Annotated in this window: 12 protein-coding genes; 3 read left to right on the forward strand and 9 right to left on the reverse strand. The window is 43.1% G+C overall.

Features of this window, described 5'->3' with window-relative positions:
- Positions 1-34: 34 nt before the first annotated feature.
- The 5 genes from LT679_RS16470 to LT679_RS16490 all read right to left on the reverse strand — a co-directional run bounded on the left by LT679_RS16470 (position 35) and on the right by LT679_RS16490 (position 10,784).
- Positions 35-1,258 (reverse strand): ROK family protein, encoded by a 1,224-nt coding sequence (locus LT679_RS16470; RefSeq protein ID WP_232178767.1) that lies wholly within the window; start codon positions 1,256-1,258, stop codon positions 35-37.
- Between the two features lie 17 nt (positions 1,259-1,275).
- Positions 1,276-2,631, reverse strand: coding sequence for a vanadium-dependent haloperoxidase (locus LT679_RS16475; RefSeq protein ID WP_232178768.1), 1,356 nt, complete (start codon positions 2,629-2,631; stop codon positions 1,276-1,278).
- Entirely contained in the window at positions 2,631-5,912 is a 3,282-nt protein-coding gene (locus tag LT679_RS16480) for a VCBS repeat-containing protein (RefSeq protein ID WP_232178769.1), read from the reverse strand. The genes LT679_RS16475 and LT679_RS16480 overlap by 1 nt, the downstream gene beginning before the upstream one ends.
- Before the next feature lie 101 nt (positions 5,913-6,013).
- A complete protein-coding gene (locus LT679_RS16485) occupies positions 6,014-7,609 on the reverse strand; it encodes a SusD/RagB family nutrient-binding outer membrane lipoprotein (RefSeq protein ID WP_232178770.1) in 1,596 nt (531 codons plus the stop codon).
- 4 nt (positions 7,610-7,613) lie between these two features.
- The gene (locus LT679_RS16490) at positions 7,614-10,784 is read right to left on the reverse strand and encodes a SusC/RagA family TonB-linked outer membrane protein (protein ID WP_232178771.1); all 3,171 of its coding nucleotides are present in this window, start codon (positions 10,782-10,784) and stop codon (positions 7,614-7,616) included.
- Positions 10,785-11,559: 775 nt separating this feature from the next.
- Here LT679_RS16490 and LT679_RS16495 point away from each other — a divergent pair.
- Positions 11,560-13,476: an AMP-dependent synthetase/ligase gene (locus LT679_RS16495; protein ID WP_232178772.1), complete on the forward strand. Its 1,917-nt coding sequence runs from the start codon at positions 11,560-11,562 to the stop codon at positions 13,474-13,476.
- An 8-nt stretch (positions 13,477-13,484) separates the two neighbouring features.
- Here LT679_RS16495 and LT679_RS16500 read toward each other — a convergent pair whose 3' ends face one another.
- Together LT679_RS16500 and LT679_RS16505 are read right to left on the reverse strand one after the other, a co-directional pair.
- A complete protein-coding gene (locus LT679_RS16500; protein ID WP_232178773.1) occupies positions 13,485-15,386 on the reverse strand; it encodes an OmpA family protein in 1,902 nt (633 codons plus the stop codon).
- A gap of 41 nt (positions 15,387-15,427) precedes the next feature.
- Positions 15,428-16,051 (reverse strand): 7-carboxy-7-deazaguanine synthase QueE, encoded by a 624-nt coding sequence (locus LT679_RS16505; protein ID WP_232178774.1) that lies wholly within the window; start codon positions 16,049-16,051, stop codon positions 15,428-15,430.
- A gap of 98 nt (positions 16,052-16,149) precedes the next feature.
- On the opposite strand from LT679_RS16505, the gene LT679_RS16510 reads away from it, so the two are divergent.
- Both LT679_RS16510 and LT679_RS16515 read left to right on the forward strand, forming a co-directional pair.
- Positions 16,150-16,914, forward strand: coding sequence for a hypothetical protein (locus tag LT679_RS16510; protein WP_232178775.1), 765 nt, complete (start codon positions 16,150-16,152; stop codon positions 16,912-16,914).
- Positions 16,915-17,274, forward strand: a complete 360-nt coding sequence (locus LT679_RS16515) for a Rieske (2Fe-2S) protein (protein ID WP_232178776.1) — start codon at positions 16,915-16,917, stop codon at positions 17,272-17,274.
- Here LT679_RS16515 and rsmD read toward each other — a convergent pair.
- Together rsmD and LT679_RS16525 are read right to left on the reverse strand one after the other, a co-directional pair.
- Positions 17,239-17,790, reverse strand: a complete 552-nt coding sequence (rsmD, locus tag LT679_RS16520) for a 16S rRNA (guanine(966)-N(2))-methyltransferase RsmD (protein WP_232178777.1) — start codon at positions 17,788-17,790, stop codon at positions 17,239-17,241. The genes LT679_RS16515 and rsmD overlap by 36 nt on opposite strands.
- Positions 17,778-18,581, reverse strand: coding sequence for a DUF3822 family protein (locus LT679_RS16525; protein ID WP_232178778.1), 804 nt, complete (start codon positions 18,579-18,581; stop codon positions 17,778-17,780). Before LT679_RS16525 ends, rsmD begins: the two co-directional genes overlap by 13 nt.
- Positions 18,582-18,589 lie beyond the last annotated feature (8 nt).

The raw sequence follows: 18,589 nt of genomic DNA on the forward strand, positions 1-18,589 counted from the left end.
TGCTGCCGCAGCAAAGACTTTACATATAGTAGATTTACTTATCATCAATTGTAACCGCCTTGTTTTGAAGGGCGTTTATTTTATTTATTAACGACTGACCAAGATGCTCGATTACCAATACCGAGCCACCCAGTAACTGGGCTTTAACATTCAGTTTGGATATAACCAAATCTGTTTCATTAGCTAATTGCGGTATGCAGTGCTCGTAAATAGCCTGCTGTATAGGCGATAACCACAACTTGCCAATAACACTACCCTTGCCGCTCAACACAATAGTTGATGGATTCATGATATGTATCAGCATAGCCAGCCCCCGCCCTATGTTGTAAGCGGCTTCTGATATCAGTTTTACCGAGAGCATGTCGCCCTTTATCGCTTCATTAATGATGGCGTTCGCATCAACCACATCATAGTTTTTCAAACTGCTTTTCTGCCCATTCTGCATTTCGAGTACGGCATTTTCGGTGATCGCTATTAACGACGAATCTGTTTCCAGGCATCCCCGTTTGCCGCACTTACATATTTTACCATTGTTTACCAATGATATATGGCTAAACTCTCCGGCCAGGCCGCTATGCCCGCGAAACACCTTATTGTCGAGTATCATGCCCAGGCCTATGCCCCAGCCGAGGTTAAGTATCATGGCATCATTCTGATCAACGGCGGCGCCAAATTTCTGCTCGCCCAAGGCTATCGCGGTCGAGTCGTTCTCAATAAAAACCGGCAATCCTAAACCCTGTTGTAGCTTTTCGGCCAGCGTGGTATTAGTATCAACATGCAGATAGCTGAGATTTATTCCCCGTTCAGTAGCTATAAATCCAGGCATGGTAACGCCCACGCTCAAAATACTGTCGACACTTATACCGGCACCCTTAATATACTGGTCAATACGCGCTACAAGCTCATCAGCCTGCATATCGTAAATTACAATTTTTTCCTTTACAATATCTTTTACAAACCGGTTGTTAAGATTGAGCACGGCATATTCAATATCATACTGGCTCATGGCAACCGATACAATAAAAAATGTATCAGGCACCAGAGAATACTTTAGCGGCTTGCGGCCACCGTTTGAGTCGGCATACCCCTTTTTCTCAATAACACCTGCCTTTATCAGCCCGTTTATTACCTTAACGGTGTAAGGTATACTTTTATTGATGTAATTACTTATTTCGGTGCCCGATAACGCGCTATGATAGCACAAACATTGTATAATGTTGGCATTATCATTCAATACAGACAGATCAGGTTGTAACATATTCCCTCGCTTACTTATTATTTACCTTGTTTAATACATGGCTTAACGCCTGCTTCCTTCATTCTGGCTATGATATAGCCGGCTACATTTTTCCCTTGTGTATTGCCTGTTTCTATGCTTTCTATATAGTGTATTCCTCCGTAAAATCTCGACATTCCGGCTTCGTCAGCTGCCTGACGGAATGAGTTGAATGATCGCTTTCCACTGCCGAAAGGTATTTCGGTATCATCATCGTATTTAAAATTATCGCCCAGCATATAGGTAAGTACCTCCGCCGACGCTGCCGATACTACCGAATGCCCGCTGGTATATTCCGGGAAAGGCGGCGTTTGTAAAATTGGCTGCCATTTTACATCCATATAACGGTTAATAAATGTTTCGGGGCGAATGCGGTTAGTGGCGAATTTTTCTTCCCAGCAAGCTATAAACGAATCCATCAGGGTCAGGCCTTCTAAAGTCAGCAAGGAGATTGTTTCGTCAAAAGTAAGCTTTGCCTGTTTTGATACCAGCGCGGTGATATGCATCCAATGCCCGCCCGGGCTGATCTTTTTATACCCGATAGACATATGGCCTGAGGTGGTTATGGCAAAGGGGTTACAATCCCAAAATAAGGCCTGGTTAATCTGCTCGTCGGTCAGTTTTTTTGAAGCCTGGTAAACCTCTTTAACCTGTTTGTAAAAGGCCGAGGTTGAATCTTTACTAAAGGGTGTAAGCGGTGCCGGTTTACATTGCGTAGCGGTATCAAGCACCATGGTGCGTATAGTACGCCAATTTGGTTCAACCGCTTCAAAATAACCCGGCGGCGTGGGGTACCAGTAGCCTTCGCCCTGTAGTGGAGTATAGCGTTTTAAAGCGCTGAGTTTATTATATCTGTCGCCTTTTGAAAAGTTAACAGCATCAACGGCGGCCTGCTGACCTACCTTAATTGAATTGTTGATTATATCCTGCTTGATGCCTGTTTTTTTAACCTGAGTGATGAAAGCGTCCTGATCATCCTTAATTAAAAAACCCGATGGCAACATAAGCTTTGCTGTTTCCAGAATGCTATAATAGCTGGCAATACGGTAATCGTACACAGCTTTCACCGTATCAATACGGTGCGTAGGCGAATAGCTTTTAATAAGTTTATTGAGTTGTGGATTACTCTTGTTATGCACGCTTACAATATTGTATGCCCCGAGCATACAGTAAGCGTAATACCGCGCGGCGACAGGCGGACTAACCACATCGTGCACCATAACCATGCTCACGTTATGCAGCGCATGGCCAGGCCACATATAATCCGGGAAATCATTGCCGCGTTGCTGGGCCTTGCCGGTTGCGGCAGTAAACAATGCTGTAACAAATACTAACCTTTGTAAAATTCTTTTCATCAGTATTTATAAAATTGCAATGGTCCCTCAGCTGTACCCACCACTAAATATTTATCCTTGCCGGCTTTCAATTGAACAGCCGATTTAACATCGCCGGTTGCTGATAAACCTGAAACCGGCTGAGGCACATAGGTAAATTTACCTTTGCCGTCACCTTTCAATAAGGCGCCGTAACCCGCGTCAATGCTGCTAAATTTCAGTCGGTTGTCTGAGTGATTACCCAGCAGCAGCAGATCGATATTTTTATCGTTATCAAAATCGCCGGTCAAAATTTGCGTTGTAACGGTAAACTGTGCTTGTACGGGTAAAGGAACAGCTTGAAACTTTCCACCATTATTAATAAAACAGGTAGTTTCAGTTGTATTGACGCTTAGCATATTAGCCTTTTGTAATTCCTCGGGCGTAAATATCTCTTTCATGGTAGCATCAGCGTAAGCGCTGTAGGATGCAAACCTACGGCGCATCGGGTAAATTTGTTCGTTTAGCTCATCTCGACTAACAAACGGATAGCTTTTGCCCTGCACATAAAAATTAAGGAAGGGGTCGATAGAGCCGTTGCCATCGAAATCCGCATAGTATAATTCAGCCGGTTGCTTTTCGGTAGCGCGCAATACGGTGTTCAAGCCCATATTGCCGGCGATGATATCAGGTTTACCATCGCTGTTTACATCAGTTACAGCCAATGCCATCCATACACCTTTTTGAGGTGTTGTAAAATATTCGGCTGTTTTATCAACGAAACCGCCCGGCGTGTTCAGATAAACCATTATTGGCATAAACTCACCACAAACAACAAGATCGGCGCGTTTATCATTATTCAGGTCAATCCATCGGGCATCCGTAACCATGCCCGGTTTGGCGGTTGAGGTTATGGTGAATTTGCCCTTGCCATCATTCAACAGCCAAAAGCTATCCGGCGCTGTTGGGTATTTACCGGGTATCACCCTGCCGCCTACAAATAGGTCAAGGTCGCCATCGTTATCAAAATCAAACGGACGAACGCATGATTTACTGCTTGCCCCTATTGCTGAAGGTAGTGCCGTTGGCGCCCAAGTGAAGTTGCCTTTACCATCGTTAATATAAAGCTCGTCTTCAAGGTTACCGGTGTTGGCCTCATAGGTTGCGTAACCACCTTTTGCCAGGTACAAATCAGGGAATTTATCGCCGTTGGCGTCAAAAAACGCAGCGGCGGCCACTGTACCTATGTTTTGATCATTCCCTCGTTTGAGATCAGTTTCCTTAAACGTACCAGTTTGCTGTTGCAGGTAAACTTTCCCTACCGTTGTATTATCAGCACTGCTGATGTAAATATCCTGCAGGCCATCGCCATTAACATCGGCAGTAACCATAACCGGCGATGTTTTGGAATACATGAACATCATCAACAACTGGCGCTTAAAATCATTTATAGCAAGGGCCTGTTGGGTAAAGTCAATCAGCGGCTTTTCTTTTTTAAATACCATTTTTGTTAAGAGCGCAGGTTCTTTGAACGGTGTACCGGAATTTTGCTCCACCTGCAAACGTTGATTTATGGCGGGAGCGTTTATAAGCTGTACGCTTTGATCGGGCCAGACAACTTTAAGCGAATCCACTTTTTTGCTGTCACCCAAACCAAAATTCAGTGTGGTTGATGTACTGCTTAAATAGCCGCGGTTAGGGTTTACCTCCTGGTATTGTGTACCTGTCGAGGCGTATAAATAAACCTTTGCCCCTACTGCGTTAGAGTTCGGTTTTTTGCCGTTTAGCTTAATAGCAAGATAATTATTATTGGCAGCGCTACGGGTATTCTCATAAATTGAGGCCGGCTGATTGATGTTGTTCACCACCAAGTCCAGATCACCATCATTATCCAGGTCAGCGTAAACGGCGCCGCTTGATATGCTCGCTTCCGTTAACCCCCATTCAGTTTGCTTATTGCTAAATGTCAGGTTATGGTTGTTGCTGAAGATGTAATTGGGCAATTTGGTTGATGTCATCGCTTTGATCAGATCCATCAGCAGGAAAGGCTCCTTATTCATAGCCTTTTTTATTTTGTAATCGCCCCAGTAACGTAAAAAGTCCTTGTTGGTATAATCGCGCAGGTAGCCATTGCTGATGAAGATGTCCTTATAACCATCATTGTCAAAATCAGCTATCAGCGGGCACCAGCTCCAGTCTGTAGCGGCAACACCGGCCATGTTCGCTATTTCGCTGAACGTGCCGTCGCCATTGTTTAGCTGCAGCATGTTTCGCATATATTGTTTGTAGAGATCCTGTTTAAGCATCAGCTCAAACGACTCATAGTTTTCTTCGAGTTGTAATGATTTTTGCCTGTGGTTATCCTCCGGCAACATATCAAGGGTTAGGATGTCGGGCAGGCCGTCGTTGTTATAATCGGCAATATCGACCCCCATTGAGAAATGCGACAAATGCCTCAGCATTTTCTTTGACGCATCAGTAAAAGTCTTGTTGTGATTGTTGATGTAAATGTAATCGGGCTCGTTGTAATCATTTGTCACGTAGATATCCTGCCAACCGTCCTTATTTATATCTGAAATGGCAATGCCCAAACCAAATGTTAACGGATTTTGAATGATACCCGCCTTGGTAGATATATCGGTAAATTTATTATTATCATTCTCAAACAGTTTGTTGCCTGCCAGCATATCCGTTTCGTTTTTGTAACGGGCCAGCTCCATGTTATCAATTTTTTTGATGTTATGGTTAAGCAGGAACATGTCAAGGTCGCCGTCGTTATCGTAATCAAAAAACGCGGCTTGTGTACTGTAACCCGGGTCGTCAAGTCCGTAGGCTGCTGCCTCTTCGTTAAATTTGTTATTACCCTGGTTGATGAAGAGCTGATTTCGGCGCTTGTCGTTCTCAACCTTGCCTGAATAGCAAACGTAAATATCTAAAAGCCCATCGCCGTTAACATCGGCCATGGTAACGCCTGTTTTCCAGGAGCCGGAGCGTCCGGGTAAGTCTTTGCATGCATCTTTGGTGATGTCCTTAAATTTTAATCCGCCTAAATTGAGGTATAACTTATTGGGCTGCATGTTGGCGGTAAACATCAGGTCCATTAAACCGTCATTGTTAATATCTCCCGCGGCCACACCACCACCGTTATAGAAGTATTCGTACGAAAGTACGTTAAGCGATTCCGTTTCATTTATGGCATTTGAAAAGGTAATGCCTGTTTGTTTGGCATCAAGCTGCCTAAACAAAGGCTGCTGCGCAAACGCAGTAAAAGGTACAGCAAATGCCGCCGTAACACACAAAGCGAACGATCTCAAACCGGCCATAGTAAACTGCATCGGAAGAAAAAATGGAAAATAAGCGGAGAAAGAATAAGTATTAATTACGGCCCCTTGCAGGGCCGTAATTAATACTTATAAGGAAATTGTTATTGTTTATCCCACCAAACACGGGTTGCAAAGTTATCAGGACCCTGGCTTTGAACAGCCGCCTGGTAATTAGCACCGTTGGTTTGTAATAACGTAGTTGGGTAAGGCATTCTGCGTGGAACCTGACCTGTGATAAACTGACCTGGGTAGGTTATTGGCGTTAACACAGGGAAACCAGATCTTCTCCAATTAGCAAACGTTTCATTGAAATTGAATGTAGTTGAAGTAGCCACATAATATTCCATGTTAATTTGCTCTAAAGCAGTTGCCGAAACTAATGGATGCGCAGCAACATACGTTGCAATGGCAGTGCTGTTAACAGCAGCAGCTCCTGAAGTGTTATACTGAGCAAGTGAAGCCATGTCGGCAGTTAATGCATTAGCATAATGTGTAGCGGCAGATCCTGTACTCCATCCTCTTGTAGCGGCCTCAGCTAACAATAGCTCAGATTCGCCATAGGTATAAATAAAGTTCGCACTTGTTCTTTCAGCATAAACCTGTAAACGTGGGCGAGAATATTTACCCAGAGGTGCAGGTGCATCGGTAGCAGAAGCGGCCGGAGTTGCGCCTGGATAGTTAGGAGCGTTAGAAATATCTCTTGAACCACCGGTAGTTACATAACCATTTGGCATACCTATTTGCAGGCTGTAAGTAGTGACACCCGGTTTAGTACGATCCTCATTAGCAGCCTTACCGTTACCATCGGTAATCTCTGCGATAGCGGATACACGAGGGTCATTGGTTGATTTCATGAAATCAATCAATGTTTTACCCCAACGTACTTCCCTAAAGTCATCAGTAACCAGTAACGCGTCAGAGTTACTGCTGGTGTTACCGTTAGCATCGGTCATTACCTTCGCGTTATCAGAAATAGAGCTCATAGTGCCGCCGGCATAGGCTTTCTCAGCATATGTTTTAGCTGTGGCAGCGTCAACCTTGGTTAAACGCATTGCAGCCTTCAGCATTAAAGAGTAGCCTAAACGTTTCCACTGCGCGATGTTGCCGCCGTAGAAAAGGTCTGCCGTAGGAGTTGCTTTTGATGCATCAAGTGCAGCAGTAGCTTGCTCTAATTGTGACAGGATGGCTTTGTAGATATCCTGTTGTTTGTCAAATACCGGCTCAAAAATACCATTTTTAGCTTGTGAAGCCTGTGAATATGGCGCGTCACCATGTAAATCAGTTACACGCTGTATAAACATCGCTTGTAAAATTGTAGCGCAAGCGTCAAGATTAGCATACTCAGGTTTGTCTTTAATAAGATTTTTCATCTCATAAACCAATGACAATGCCTGGTAGCTACGGTTCCAGGTACGGTTAAAGTAACCGGTACCACCACCACCGTAAACATATTTGTCGCCATTGCTGTAGTAGCTGAATGTTGACGCTAATGACTGCATCCACATACTTTGAAACAGCAACTGATCATATCCCGTTTGTGAAAACGTCATTTGCGCCTGCGACATCAGGTAGTTCGGGTTGATCAGTTCATCGGTTAATTTGTCGGGCTGCGTATTTACCTCTTCAAAGTTTTTGGTACAGCTTGTTACAAGCGAAGCTCCCGCTAACAAAAACCCAATAATATATCGTTTTTTCATCTCTTTAGTTTTTGAATTTAAAGTTTACGTTTAAACCATAAGTTCTGGTGAAAGGTAAGCTGGTACCTTCAATACCGGCATATCTTGGATCGGCAGAGAAACCTGACTCAGGATCGATGTTTTTGGTCTTTCTCATGATCGTCCAAAGGTTACGGCCTACTGCAGAAACACCAATGCTGCTGAATGGAGTACCTCTCAGGAATGCAGCGTTAAAGGTATAACCCAAAGTTATCTGGCGTAATTTGATGAAACTGCCATCTAACACAGATACAGCGCCTACGTTACGAGATAAAGCCTGGTAGTAAGTTTGCGCAGGAGCAGCAGTAGTGTTTGTAGCACCTGACTCGGTAACACCCTGACCAACTACACCGCCTTCACGGCCTTCCAGTGTAAGCTTATTTAAACCTCTGAAGATACTTCCGTTTTCGGTAGCTGATAACACTTTGTTACCAAAGCGGTAATCAACCAGGAAGCTCAGATTAAATTGCTTGTAGTTGAATGTGTTGTTAAAACCACCGTAAATTTTAGGGATGGTTGAGCCCATGGCTTTCAACTCACCGCGTTGTGGCAACCCGTCAGCATCATAAACGATGTTACCGGCAGCATCACGTTTGTAATCGCTGGCCAGAATTTGCGGACCGGCCATACCCACTACAAGCGCTGTGATAGCAGTACCTGAACTTGCCGCAGGGCGATAAGTACCAAAGTTTACGTTGTTTTCCAAATCATCAGTTGACAGAATCTTGTTCTTAACGAAGGTAAAGTTGAAAGATGGTGTCCAGCTGAAACCTGATTTTCTTACCGGTGTACCATGAATTTCAACCTCTAAACCACGGTTTTGAGTTGAGCCTGTAGCGATGTAACGGTTAGTATAGCCCGCGGTCCAGTCAGTTTGAGCATTGATGATCTCGTCCTTGGTTTTACGTGAGAAATAAGTAACATCAAAACCGAACCTGTCGCCCCAGAATTTCATCTCCAAACCAGCCTCAAGCTCTTGCAACTTGTATGGTTTTAAAAACAAGTTAGGCAACTGACTGCTAAAACCTGCAGCAGGTACACCGTTAATTGAGTTATTCAGATCATAATACACCCTATTTGAAAATGGACGAGCGTCAGCGCTTGTTTGCGCATATGATAAACGTACTTTACCTAAATCAAGCCCATTTATATGATATAACTCTGAGAAGATAAAGCTACCTGCAACAGATGGCGAGAATATACCAGGACCAACTGTTTTAGAAATCGAGCTATAATAGTCATAACGGCCTGTAGTACTTAATACTAAGAAATTCTTGAACGAAAAATCGGCTGAGTAATATGCTGAATTTACCTGATTCGCTAATAAATCACCTATAGGTCCGGAATCTCTCGTTTTAAAGTTTTTTAAGCTGTAGAAGTATGGAATGATAAATCCGTTTTGACCATTGATAAAGGTACCAGTGTAGTTTGACTTACGAATGTTACCACCAACACTCAAATCCAAATCCAACAAATCTTTCACCAAATTACGCTTAGCGTTTATCAAAACGTCAGCATTAAATTCAGTTGTCTGGGTGTTGGTTTGGTTCATAGTACCGTTATCGTTACGGTAAGCAGTACCTGTCGGCTCAATATCAACCCTTAAATCATTACTGTTGTCATAACCTAAACGGCCTTGAACATATAACCAGTTGGTTAAATCGTATTTTGCAGAAAGTGAAGAAATTAAACGATTACGTTTCACATTTTTCTGGAAAAAGTTAGCTGCAAAATATGGGTTGGTCACATATGTATCATCCGTAAATGTTAACTCTTTACCGTCAGGCGTAGTACCCGGAGAAAGGGTCTTGATATCCTGGTTTGGGGCCAGGAAAAGACCGTTGTTCGGGTTACCCGGACCATCGCTTAAGCCTGATCTGTTCTTTGAATTTTCAAGCACATAGTTAGCTACCACATTAATATTTAACTTTTTGGTAACTTGCTGGCTACCATTAAAGTTAAAAGTTTTTCTATCTAAATAGCTGTTGGGTACAATTGAATTGGCACGAAGGTCAGACAGTGATAAACGGAAAGCACCTGTTTCATTACCACCCGTAAATGACGCGGTATTGGTAAAGCTTGGCGCGGTACGATAAAAATCAATGTAATTAGATACCGGAGAATACGGATGCATTTTACCGTCAATCTGCATTACATCAGACCCATCCATTTTGGTACCCCAGGCAAGGCTGCCTGATAAACGGGCAGCATCAAGCGTAGTAGGTTTTACACCTTGTATACCTTGGCCATACACTTGCTGGAAATCGGTATTATCAACCGCTTTATCAAACTGAACGTTTGTGTTAAATTCAATACCAAATTGAGAGTTCTTTTTACCTGACTTAGTAGTAATTAAAATTACACCATTAGATGCACGTGTACCGTAAAGCGCAGATGCAGTTTGGCCTTTAAGTACGGTCATGCTTTCAATATCGTCAGGGTTGATGTTTGAGATACCATCACCATAATCGGCACCGCCCCACTCGCCTGACTGGCCTCTCTGGGTGTTATCCATCGGCACACCGTTGATAACGTAAAGCGGACCGCCTGCTGTAAAGCTGGTTAAACCCCGCAATAATACCCTTGCTGATGAACCGGGACCGCCGTTTGAACCGCCAACACTTAAACCGGCAACGCGGCCTTGTAGTGATAACGCCACGTTGGTTTCTTTCGCCTTGTTTAAAGCATCACCATTTACAGTTGTCACTGAGTAGCCCAGTTTCTTTTGTTCTTTAGTGATACCTAAGGCTGTTACAACAACCTCTTTAAGGTCGTTTTGTGCAGGCTGTAAGGTTACATTAATAACCGTTTTACCGGCCACGGCTACCTCTTGAGTGGTGTAACCTATAAATGAGAATACCAACGTACCATTATCGGGCGCGTTGATAGAAAATTTACCTGAAGCATCGGTAACGGTGCCCGCGGTTGAGCCTTTAACGGCTACCGATACACCCGGAAGCGGAGCTCCCTTTTCATCCACTACTCTACCGGTTACGGCTACAGGGGCTATTGTTTTTTTAACTGATACCGGGGCCGCTACAACAGTGTTGTTAAAATTGGTTGCGGCCACGGCTAACATAGAGAACTTAAAAATTAATGAGGCTTTTTTTAGCCAATACTTATCCCTTACACCCGATGGATGTTCAAAATATTTCATAATTTTACTCGGTTAAAGTGACTTGATTATCAGGCAATAACAGCTGCCACTGGCATTGCCCTTAGTTAATTAGTTTCTTGCAGGAATTATTGATCATAATTCCTGTTTTTTTTTGCGGAGTACCGTTTATCTCATATTATATATCTTGTTTTAAGGTTAATAATCAATTAATAACATACATGTTTTTTTTAGCGCTGTAACCCGGCTGTACGGCAATAGAACCCATGTTTATATTGAGCACCGCAAACCTTGATTTATATTGGAAATTTAATGACGAGATTTTTTTTGCAATATCGATTGCAGAATTTATTAAAAGCTTAATCGACATTAAGTCGCGAAGGGCTCCTTTTGATTTATGATTAATATAACAGGTAAAAATTTTATACATATAATACCAGCTGCAATTAATTTTAAATGTATTGGCAATTTAACATTAATGTTACAAATGCAAAACAATTTTTAATTTTTTTTTATAAACACAATTCCAAATATTAAAAAACTGTAATCTTGACAATACTTTTTAAATATTTTAATTATTCACGAATATATAGTTTATTATTTCATTTAAAAAAGCCTCGATTTGAATTTTTTAATTGACTGTTTGACAGTTAAATTTAACAACAATAACCCATTTATGATTTTTGTAAGATAAATCGTTACAACATTGAAAAATTTATAACAATTATGCTGACTAATTAAAGGTTTAGCTAAAATGGTTTACCTCTTGTAAAATAAAATTAGCTTTGCTTTTTTTACAACAATCAATTGTACCTGAATGAATTTAGCCAATAACCCTGCTACCGTACCGGCCCTTATACAAAACATAGTCAAAAACATTCACCCTGAGGATCAACCTTTCTTGAGCCATAAAGTAAAAAATGAGTGGATTGATATAACCTATAAACAGGCGCTTGAAAAAATTAATGCCTTATCAGCCTGGATGCTGCACATCGGCATTAAAAAAGGCGATCACCTTGCACTGATGATCGAAAATGGACCGGACTATATATATTACGACCAGGCATTACAACAAATAGGCGCGGTCAATACGTCCATCTACCCTACGTTGAGCGAGGCAGATGTGGAGTACATTTTGAATGATTCACAGTCGCGCATTATACTGGTAGGTAACCCTTTTCTCTTCCGTAAGATACAAAAGGTGGCTAATAATTGCCCGGCGCTCATACGCATTATACCGGCGTTTGATGAATTTGAAAAGCATATTTCAGTCCAGGCATTAAACGCAGGCATTATAGGCTTTAAGCAGGTTATCGCTGAAGGCACGTCGCTCCTAAGCCAATACCAGGGCGACATAAACATTGCCCGCGAAGCAATACTGCCGACAGATATTTCATGCCTTATATATACATCGGGCACTACCGGCACGCCAAAGGGTGCTATGCTTACCCATCAAAACCTAACTTCTAATGTTTGGGCCAGCCTGGAGCAGATCACTGTAGTTGAAAAAACAGATGTGTTTTTATCATTCCTGCCCCTGTCCCATGTATTTGAACGGACAGCCACCTATCACATTTGCCTGGCAATGGGCTGTAAGATAGCTTTTGCTCAAAGCCTTGAGTTGCTGGCAAAAAACATGGGCGAAGTAAGGCCGACCATTATGAACTGTGTACCACGACTGCTGGAGCGTATACAGGACCGCGCAATGAAAACCGGCACCGAAGCAGGCGGCTTTAAAGCAAAAATATTTTTATGGGCATTAAGTATTGGCCGTAAATATCGCTATGCGTTGGAGGCCGGCAAATCACCAGGATTGATATTAAACACTCAAAATAAACTTGCTGATAAATTGGTATTCAGCAAAATAAAAGAGAAAACAGGTGGCCGCCTCAAGTTCATGATATCGGGCGGCGGTGCGTTGCCTAAAAACGTCGGTGAGTTTTTTGGCGATTTGGGGATTAAAGTATTAGAGGGGTATGGATTGACGGAAACATCGCCGGTAATGAGTGTTAACGAGCAGGACCGGCAGGTTTATGGCACAGCAGGCCGCGTAATACCGGGCATTGAAGTGGCCATACAAAACATTGATACCAAACAGATATACACTATCCAAACACATAAAAGTTTTAAGCCTGATTTTGAATCGGAAGAAGGCGAAATTATCGTGCGCGGCCATTGTGTAATGAAGGGCTATTGGAACAAACCCGAAGATACCGCCGCCGCCATTGATAAGGATGGCTGGTTTCATACGGGAGATATTGGCCGCTTCTTTAAAGGGAACATACAGATAACCGACCGGCTAAAAAACATGCTGGTAAACGCTTATGGTAAAAACGTTTATCCTACCCCGGTTGAAAACACTTACCTCAAAAGCCCGCGTATCGAGGGTGTATTTTTAATCGGCGACAGGCGCGAATACATAACGGCGATCATCATCCCGTCAAAGGATGCGTTGCAAACGAAGTTCGGCTTGCCTGAGAGCTTTTTTGAGCAGGAAGAAACTTTTATTGATGATACTGAGATTGTTAAATGGATTGCTGAGGATATTCGGAAATACTCAAACGAATTAGCCAAGTTTGAGCGCATTAAAAACTTTAAGGTTAAACGCAAACCCTTTAGCATGGACGATGGCGAAATCACGCCGACCATGAAAACCAAACGCCGCGTTATTGAAAAGAAATATGCCGAGGCGATTGAAGACCTGTACGCTGCCGAAGCAGATGATGCATTATAGAACTGCGACTACTGCGCAACAATTTTGAATTCGGTACGCCGGTTTAGCTGGCGGCCGTTTTCGGTATTATTGTCGGCAATGGGCTGTGTTTCGCCATAACCTTTAAATATTAACCGAGCTGCTGGTATTTTAGCGGCTATTAAATAATTATATACCTCCTTCGCCCTGTTTTGGGATAATGTCAGGTTCAAGTCGTCATTACCAACATTATCGGTGTGGCCTGAAATTTCAACCTTAACATTAGCGTTTTCGTTTAAAAACTGTACCAGCTTAGCAAGTTCAGCTTTTGATTCGGGACGAAGATCAAACTTGTTAGTATCAAAAAATATATTGCGCAGCACCACCTTCTTCCCTATTTCAATCGGCGACAGTTCTACATTTATAATAAACGGTGATTTGGGCTCACGGTCTGCCAGCGAGAAATTCTCCGAACAAAACAGATACCCACTTTTGGATATATTCAACCCGTAATTTTTACCGGAAGTAAGCGTCGCCAAAAAGCCACCATCTTCTTCACCGCTATAGTCCTGGTAAACAATATGGTTTCGCTCAAGGTCAACAATCTCCACATCCGCTTCAATAGGCTTTTTGGTTTTAGCATCAGTTACCTTGCCTTTTACATAGGTAACCAGCTTTGGCCGGGCTTTAACCGGCATTTCAAACTTATAAATATCAAAACCGCCGCTGCCCTGTAATTTGTTTGACGAAAAGAAAGCGTAATCGCCCTGCGCGGTAAGGGTAAGCCCGTTCTCATCCCCGCTTGAATTAATGGGATAACCAAGATTTTCGGGCTTCTGCCATTTGCCATTGGCATCGAGCCTGCTCACAAACAAGTCCTTGTTGCCTAAACCCGGCCAACCATTTGAGCTAAAATAAAGCGTATTATCATCCGGGTGGATAAACGGCGATTGCTCATCATAAGGCGTGTTTACACTCGGCCCCAAGTTTTCAGGCTGACTCCAGCCTTTATCAGTAAGAGTTGTTTTCCAAATATCGTAGCCACCCAGGCCTCCGGCTTTGTTGCTCACAAAATACAAAGTTCGCCCGTCGGCACTTATAGAAGGCTGCGATTCCCAAGCTCCCGTATTAACCGGCGGATTAATGCCTACCGGTTTACCCCAACCCTCGCCATGCTTTTGAGCTATATAGATATCGCATTTACCCCTGCCATCAGGCCGGTTGCAACCGGTAAAAAACAAGTAGCGCCCATCCTGCGATATAGATTGCGAACCCTCATTGTATTGCGCCGTATTGATGTTTGCGCTTAAATAAACCGCAGGCTGCCAGTTACCATCCTTCTGTTCGCTTTTATAAAAATCCTCATTATTGTTTATCTTACGGGTAAAAATCAGCATGCTTTCGTCGGCAGTCGCAACCGGCATATACTCATCATCAGCAGAATTTACGCCCGTACCTAAATTTATTGGCTTAAAAGCTACCGGATTTTTTACAGCTTGTATGGAGAAGTCGCAATCGGCAATCAGCTTTTGCGCGTAAGCCATATTTTGGAGCGTGATGTTGCCGAATGTTAGATATTTTTGTAAGTGTGATTTTGCCTCCGGGTATTGTGCTTCTGTTATTTCAGCCTCTCCTGCCTTCAGATAAACTGCCCGGTTAAACTCCGGATTCGCCGCTATCGCTTTTCGATAATAAATAACCGCTTTACCAAATTCACGCTTTCTTCGCCATAGATCGCCTAACTGAATATGCGCCTCAACAAACTTGTCATCCTCAGCAACGGCTTTGGTTAATTCGGCAATGGCCTCATCAAACATCCTGTCGTCCATTAGATGATTGGCAGCTACAAAATGCTTTATAGCCTGCTTGTTGCTACTGGTGTATTGGCCGTTTTGGCAAAAAGCAACCGAAGCCGTTAATGTGAAATACAGCAGAAAAAAAACGTATCGCATAGGTTACAATAACGATGGTTAGTAACCCAAGTTACAATAAATCAAGGGATATTTAAAAACTTGTGCGTTTGCAGCGAAATTTCCCACTGCGGATTGTTCATTACATAATCCACGATCAGCGGGGTCATCTCCTTAGCGCGCGACCATTCCGGCTGTAAAAACAGCTTACAATCAGGCGATACGGTTTTGGCATGCTGTTCGGCAAACTCAAAATCCGACTTGTTGAATATAATAACCTTAAGCTCGTTCGCCATTACCGCTACATCCGGCGACGGCGACTTGAATTTTTTAGGAGAAAGGCAAATCCAGTCCCAATTACCGGATAAAGGATAAGCACCGGATGTTTCGATAAACGTGCGGATTCCGTTTACTTTTAGTTGTGTAGTAAGATAGTCTAGATTATATATCAGCGGCTCACCACCTGTAACCACCACATTTTTTGCAGGATGTTGGGCAGCGTGTTCAACAATAGTATCTGCCGATGTAAGCGCATGTAGTTCAGCATCCCAGCTTTCCTTAACATCACACCAATGGCAGCCCACATCGCATCCGCCCAGCCGAATAAAATAGGCCGCCTTGCCGGTATTGTATCCCTCGCCCTGTATCGTGTAAAACTCTTCCATTAAAGGAAGCAATGTGCCGTCGTCCGGTATTTGATGTGCCATACTAATAGTCGGCAAATATACACATTAGCGGCTTAGCCAATTTTTTAAGGCTTTTTTATTTTATTGAATATTAGTTATTTTACTTTAAATTTACCTTGATGAAAAAAATCTACCTACCTATCACCCTCATCGTCATGCTTTTGCTTTCATCATGTGTTGATGTTGAAGAGCGTTACAGCTTCGCTGCAGATGGATCGTGCAAAGTGGTTTACGGCTTTGATATGAGCCGTGCTATATCCGTACTGCAAAACCTCATGACCGACTCGTTGCGCACCACGCCGCAATTCGCGATGAAAAAGGATACGGTGCTTAACTTTTACAGCGCCATACCTGACAGCATCCAGCGTTCCATGACGGCGGAAGATATTAATCTGGCACAAACCAGCGACCTGGCGGTTAAGATGGACCTGCAAAAAAGCCTGATGAACGTGAAAGTAAGCCATTATGCCAAAAACACTGCCGACCTGGAATACTATTTGAAAAACATCTCAAAAATATCGCGAAACAGCCAACTCAGCGCACTCACAAAGGGACAAGGCGGTAGCACGGAGGCCGACTCGAAATCGTTAATAGGCAGCCAGGATTATTATACTTATGAGATAACCCCTACCCGTTTCAGGCGCATAGTGGATAAAATAAAGTTTAACGCGTTTTTAAAACGCACGCAATCAACGTTGATTATGGCCAAGGCTATGCTAATTGATATGCCGTACAAAGTGGTGCTTAACTTTGCCAAGCCGGTAAAAAAAGTAAATAACCCAAAGGCCGTACTATCTGCCGACAGGCGCAGCGTTACACTAACCACCGATATGGACGAAATTACACGTAACCCGGCTGTAATGAACCTGCAGGTAGATTTTTAAATGAAGTGGTTTAAGATTGATGATGTGCAGCCCGACGATACCTTTATAAAGAAAGTGAAAGCTGATGGCAAAAGCATATGCGTAGTTGGCTATGAGGGAAATATCTATGCACTATCAGCGCGTTGCCCGCATGCCGGTGAAGACCTGAGCCGCGGCTGGTGTAAGGAAGGCAAGCTGGTATGCCCGGTACACCGTTTCTCCTACTCACTCGAAAATGGCCGGGGAAGTAGCGGACAAAATGATTATGTGCGCACCTATCCGATTAAAATAGCAAAGGGTGAAGTGTTTGTTGGTGTGAGCTCCTTTTGGCAAAAAATCAAAAGTTTATTCAGCCGCAGCGAGTCCTTTTTTGAAGAATGAGAATGAAGAGTGGCCGTATTTGCGTTGCTCCACAAAAGCAGGATGATTGCTTAAATTTTGCATAGATTGATGCTCGATGATCAGCAGTCCATCAGGTAATAACAAATCCTTTTCAAAAACCACTTTAGCAATTTCAGGTATGCGGTTCAAATCATACGGCGGGTCAGCAAAAATCACACCATATTGCTCCGTTTCCATCTCCAGAAATTTAAATACATCGGCACGGTATGTTTTAATACCTTCGAGTCCGTGCTTTTTGGCCATATCTTTTAAAAAATTCAGACCATTTATATTACGGTCAATCGCCGTAACCAAGCTTGCCCCTCGCGATGAAAATTCTAATGATAAATTGCCTGTACCACTAAACAGATCGAGCACCCTGATTTCTTCAAGGTCAATCTGATTTTGAAGAATGTTGAACAATGCCTCCTTAGCCAGATCAGTAGTTGGCCGGGCCGGGAGATTGTTTGGCGGATTAAGCCTTAACCCACGTAGCTTCCCCCCTATAACGCGCATAATGATAACGCAGTAAGTGAGAGTATTTGTTGAATCTCTATCTCTCTCGGCAATGCAAATAAGCTCAAGGTATTTAGCTGAGCCGATTTAAAAAATTCCGTGGCTTTGATCAGCAACTCATCATTGCTTTCAATTGCCCCGCTTATACTCAGATGCAGATCAGCAGGCTCCATGTTAATGGCTTTAGCCGCTAATGCCGAGAAATACAAAACGTCATCCGCATTAGTGCATTCAAAGTTGTTGTAGTAGCGTATTTTACCATACCTGAAGTAAAGCAGATCAATACGACCGTCCATTAAATTCAAATAAAGCGTGTCGTCCGCCGGGTGATTGGCTCCGATAGCGGCTACCCAACCCTTAGTACTAAAAACTGTATTTTCAAGCCCGAAACGCCGCTCTGCCAGGTCGGCGTGCTTTACCGGTACTTTGTATATCACCATATTTTCCCCATCAAGCTGCTGCGCGAATAATCTATCTGTTGATTGTACGTTAAGCAAACGGGCATAATCAGCAACATTATCTTCGCTGTAAACAGAGTTGGGCAACAAGGTAAAACCTGTTGCAGGTAAACCGATAATCAATTGCTTGTAATCAGCTTCAAACAGGTCGGCAAGTTCCTCCGGAGCTGATAACTCTTCAAGCGGATGCCCGCTTTCGCAAACTAAAAGTTTGTTGCCCGCGGTTACCGCGTACGTAAAACTATTGCTGTGTAATTGCACCAGTAAGGTATAATCAGCAGCAGCATCAAGCCCAAAAGCCTCGTCATGATAGTTAAATGTCGGTTCGTTCATGTATAGAA

Source organism: Mucilaginibacter roseus (assembly GCF_021215455.1).
GTDB classification, from domain to species: Bacteria; Bacteroidota; Bacteroidia; order Sphingobacteriales; family Sphingobacteriaceae; genus Mucilaginibacter; species Mucilaginibacter roseus.

Coding starts and splice junctions, on each gene's coding strand:
- LT679_RS16510 (WP_232178775.1), top strand. CDS start 16,150: ATGAAAAAAATCTACCTACCTATCACCCTCATCGTCATGCTTTTGCTT.
- LT679_RS16500 (WP_232178773.1), bottom strand. CDS start 15,386: ATGCGATACGTTTTTTTTCTGCTGTATTTCACATTAACGGCTTCGGTT.
- LT679_RS16490 (WP_232178771.1), bottom strand. CDS start 10,784: ATGAAATATTTTGAACATCCATCGGGTGTAAGGGATAAGTATTGGCTA.
- LT679_RS16515 (WP_232178776.1), top strand. CDS start 16,915: ATGAAGTGGTTTAAGATTGATGATGTGCAGCCCGACGATACCTTTATA.
- LT679_RS16480 (WP_232178769.1), bottom strand. CDS start 5,912: ATGGCCGGTTTGAGATCGTTCGCTTTGTGTGTTACGGCGGCATTTGCT.
- LT679_RS16525 (WP_232178778.1), bottom strand. CDS start 18,581: ATGAACGAACCGACATTTAACTATCATGACGAGGCTTTTGGGCTTGAT.
- LT679_RS16470 (WP_232178767.1), bottom strand. CDS start 1,258: ATGTTACAACCTGATCTGTCTGTATTGAATGATAATGCCAACATTATA.
- rsmD (WP_232178777.1), bottom strand. CDS start 17,790: ATGCGCGTTATAGGGGGGAAGCTACGTGGGTTAAGGCTTAATCCGCCA.
- LT679_RS16475 (WP_232178768.1), bottom strand. CDS start 2,631: ATGAAAAGAATTTTACAAAGGTTAGTATTTGTTACAGCATTGTTTACT.
- LT679_RS16495 (WP_232178772.1), top strand. CDS start 11,560: ATGAATTTAGCCAATAACCCTGCTACCGTACCGGCCCTTATACAAAAC.
- LT679_RS16505 (WP_232178774.1), bottom strand. CDS start 16,051: ATGGCACATCAAATACCGGACGACGGCACATTGCTTCCTTTAATGGAA.
- LT679_RS16485 (WP_232178770.1), bottom strand. CDS start 7,609: ATGAAAAAACGATATATTATTGGGTTTTTGTTAGCGGGAGCTTCGCTT.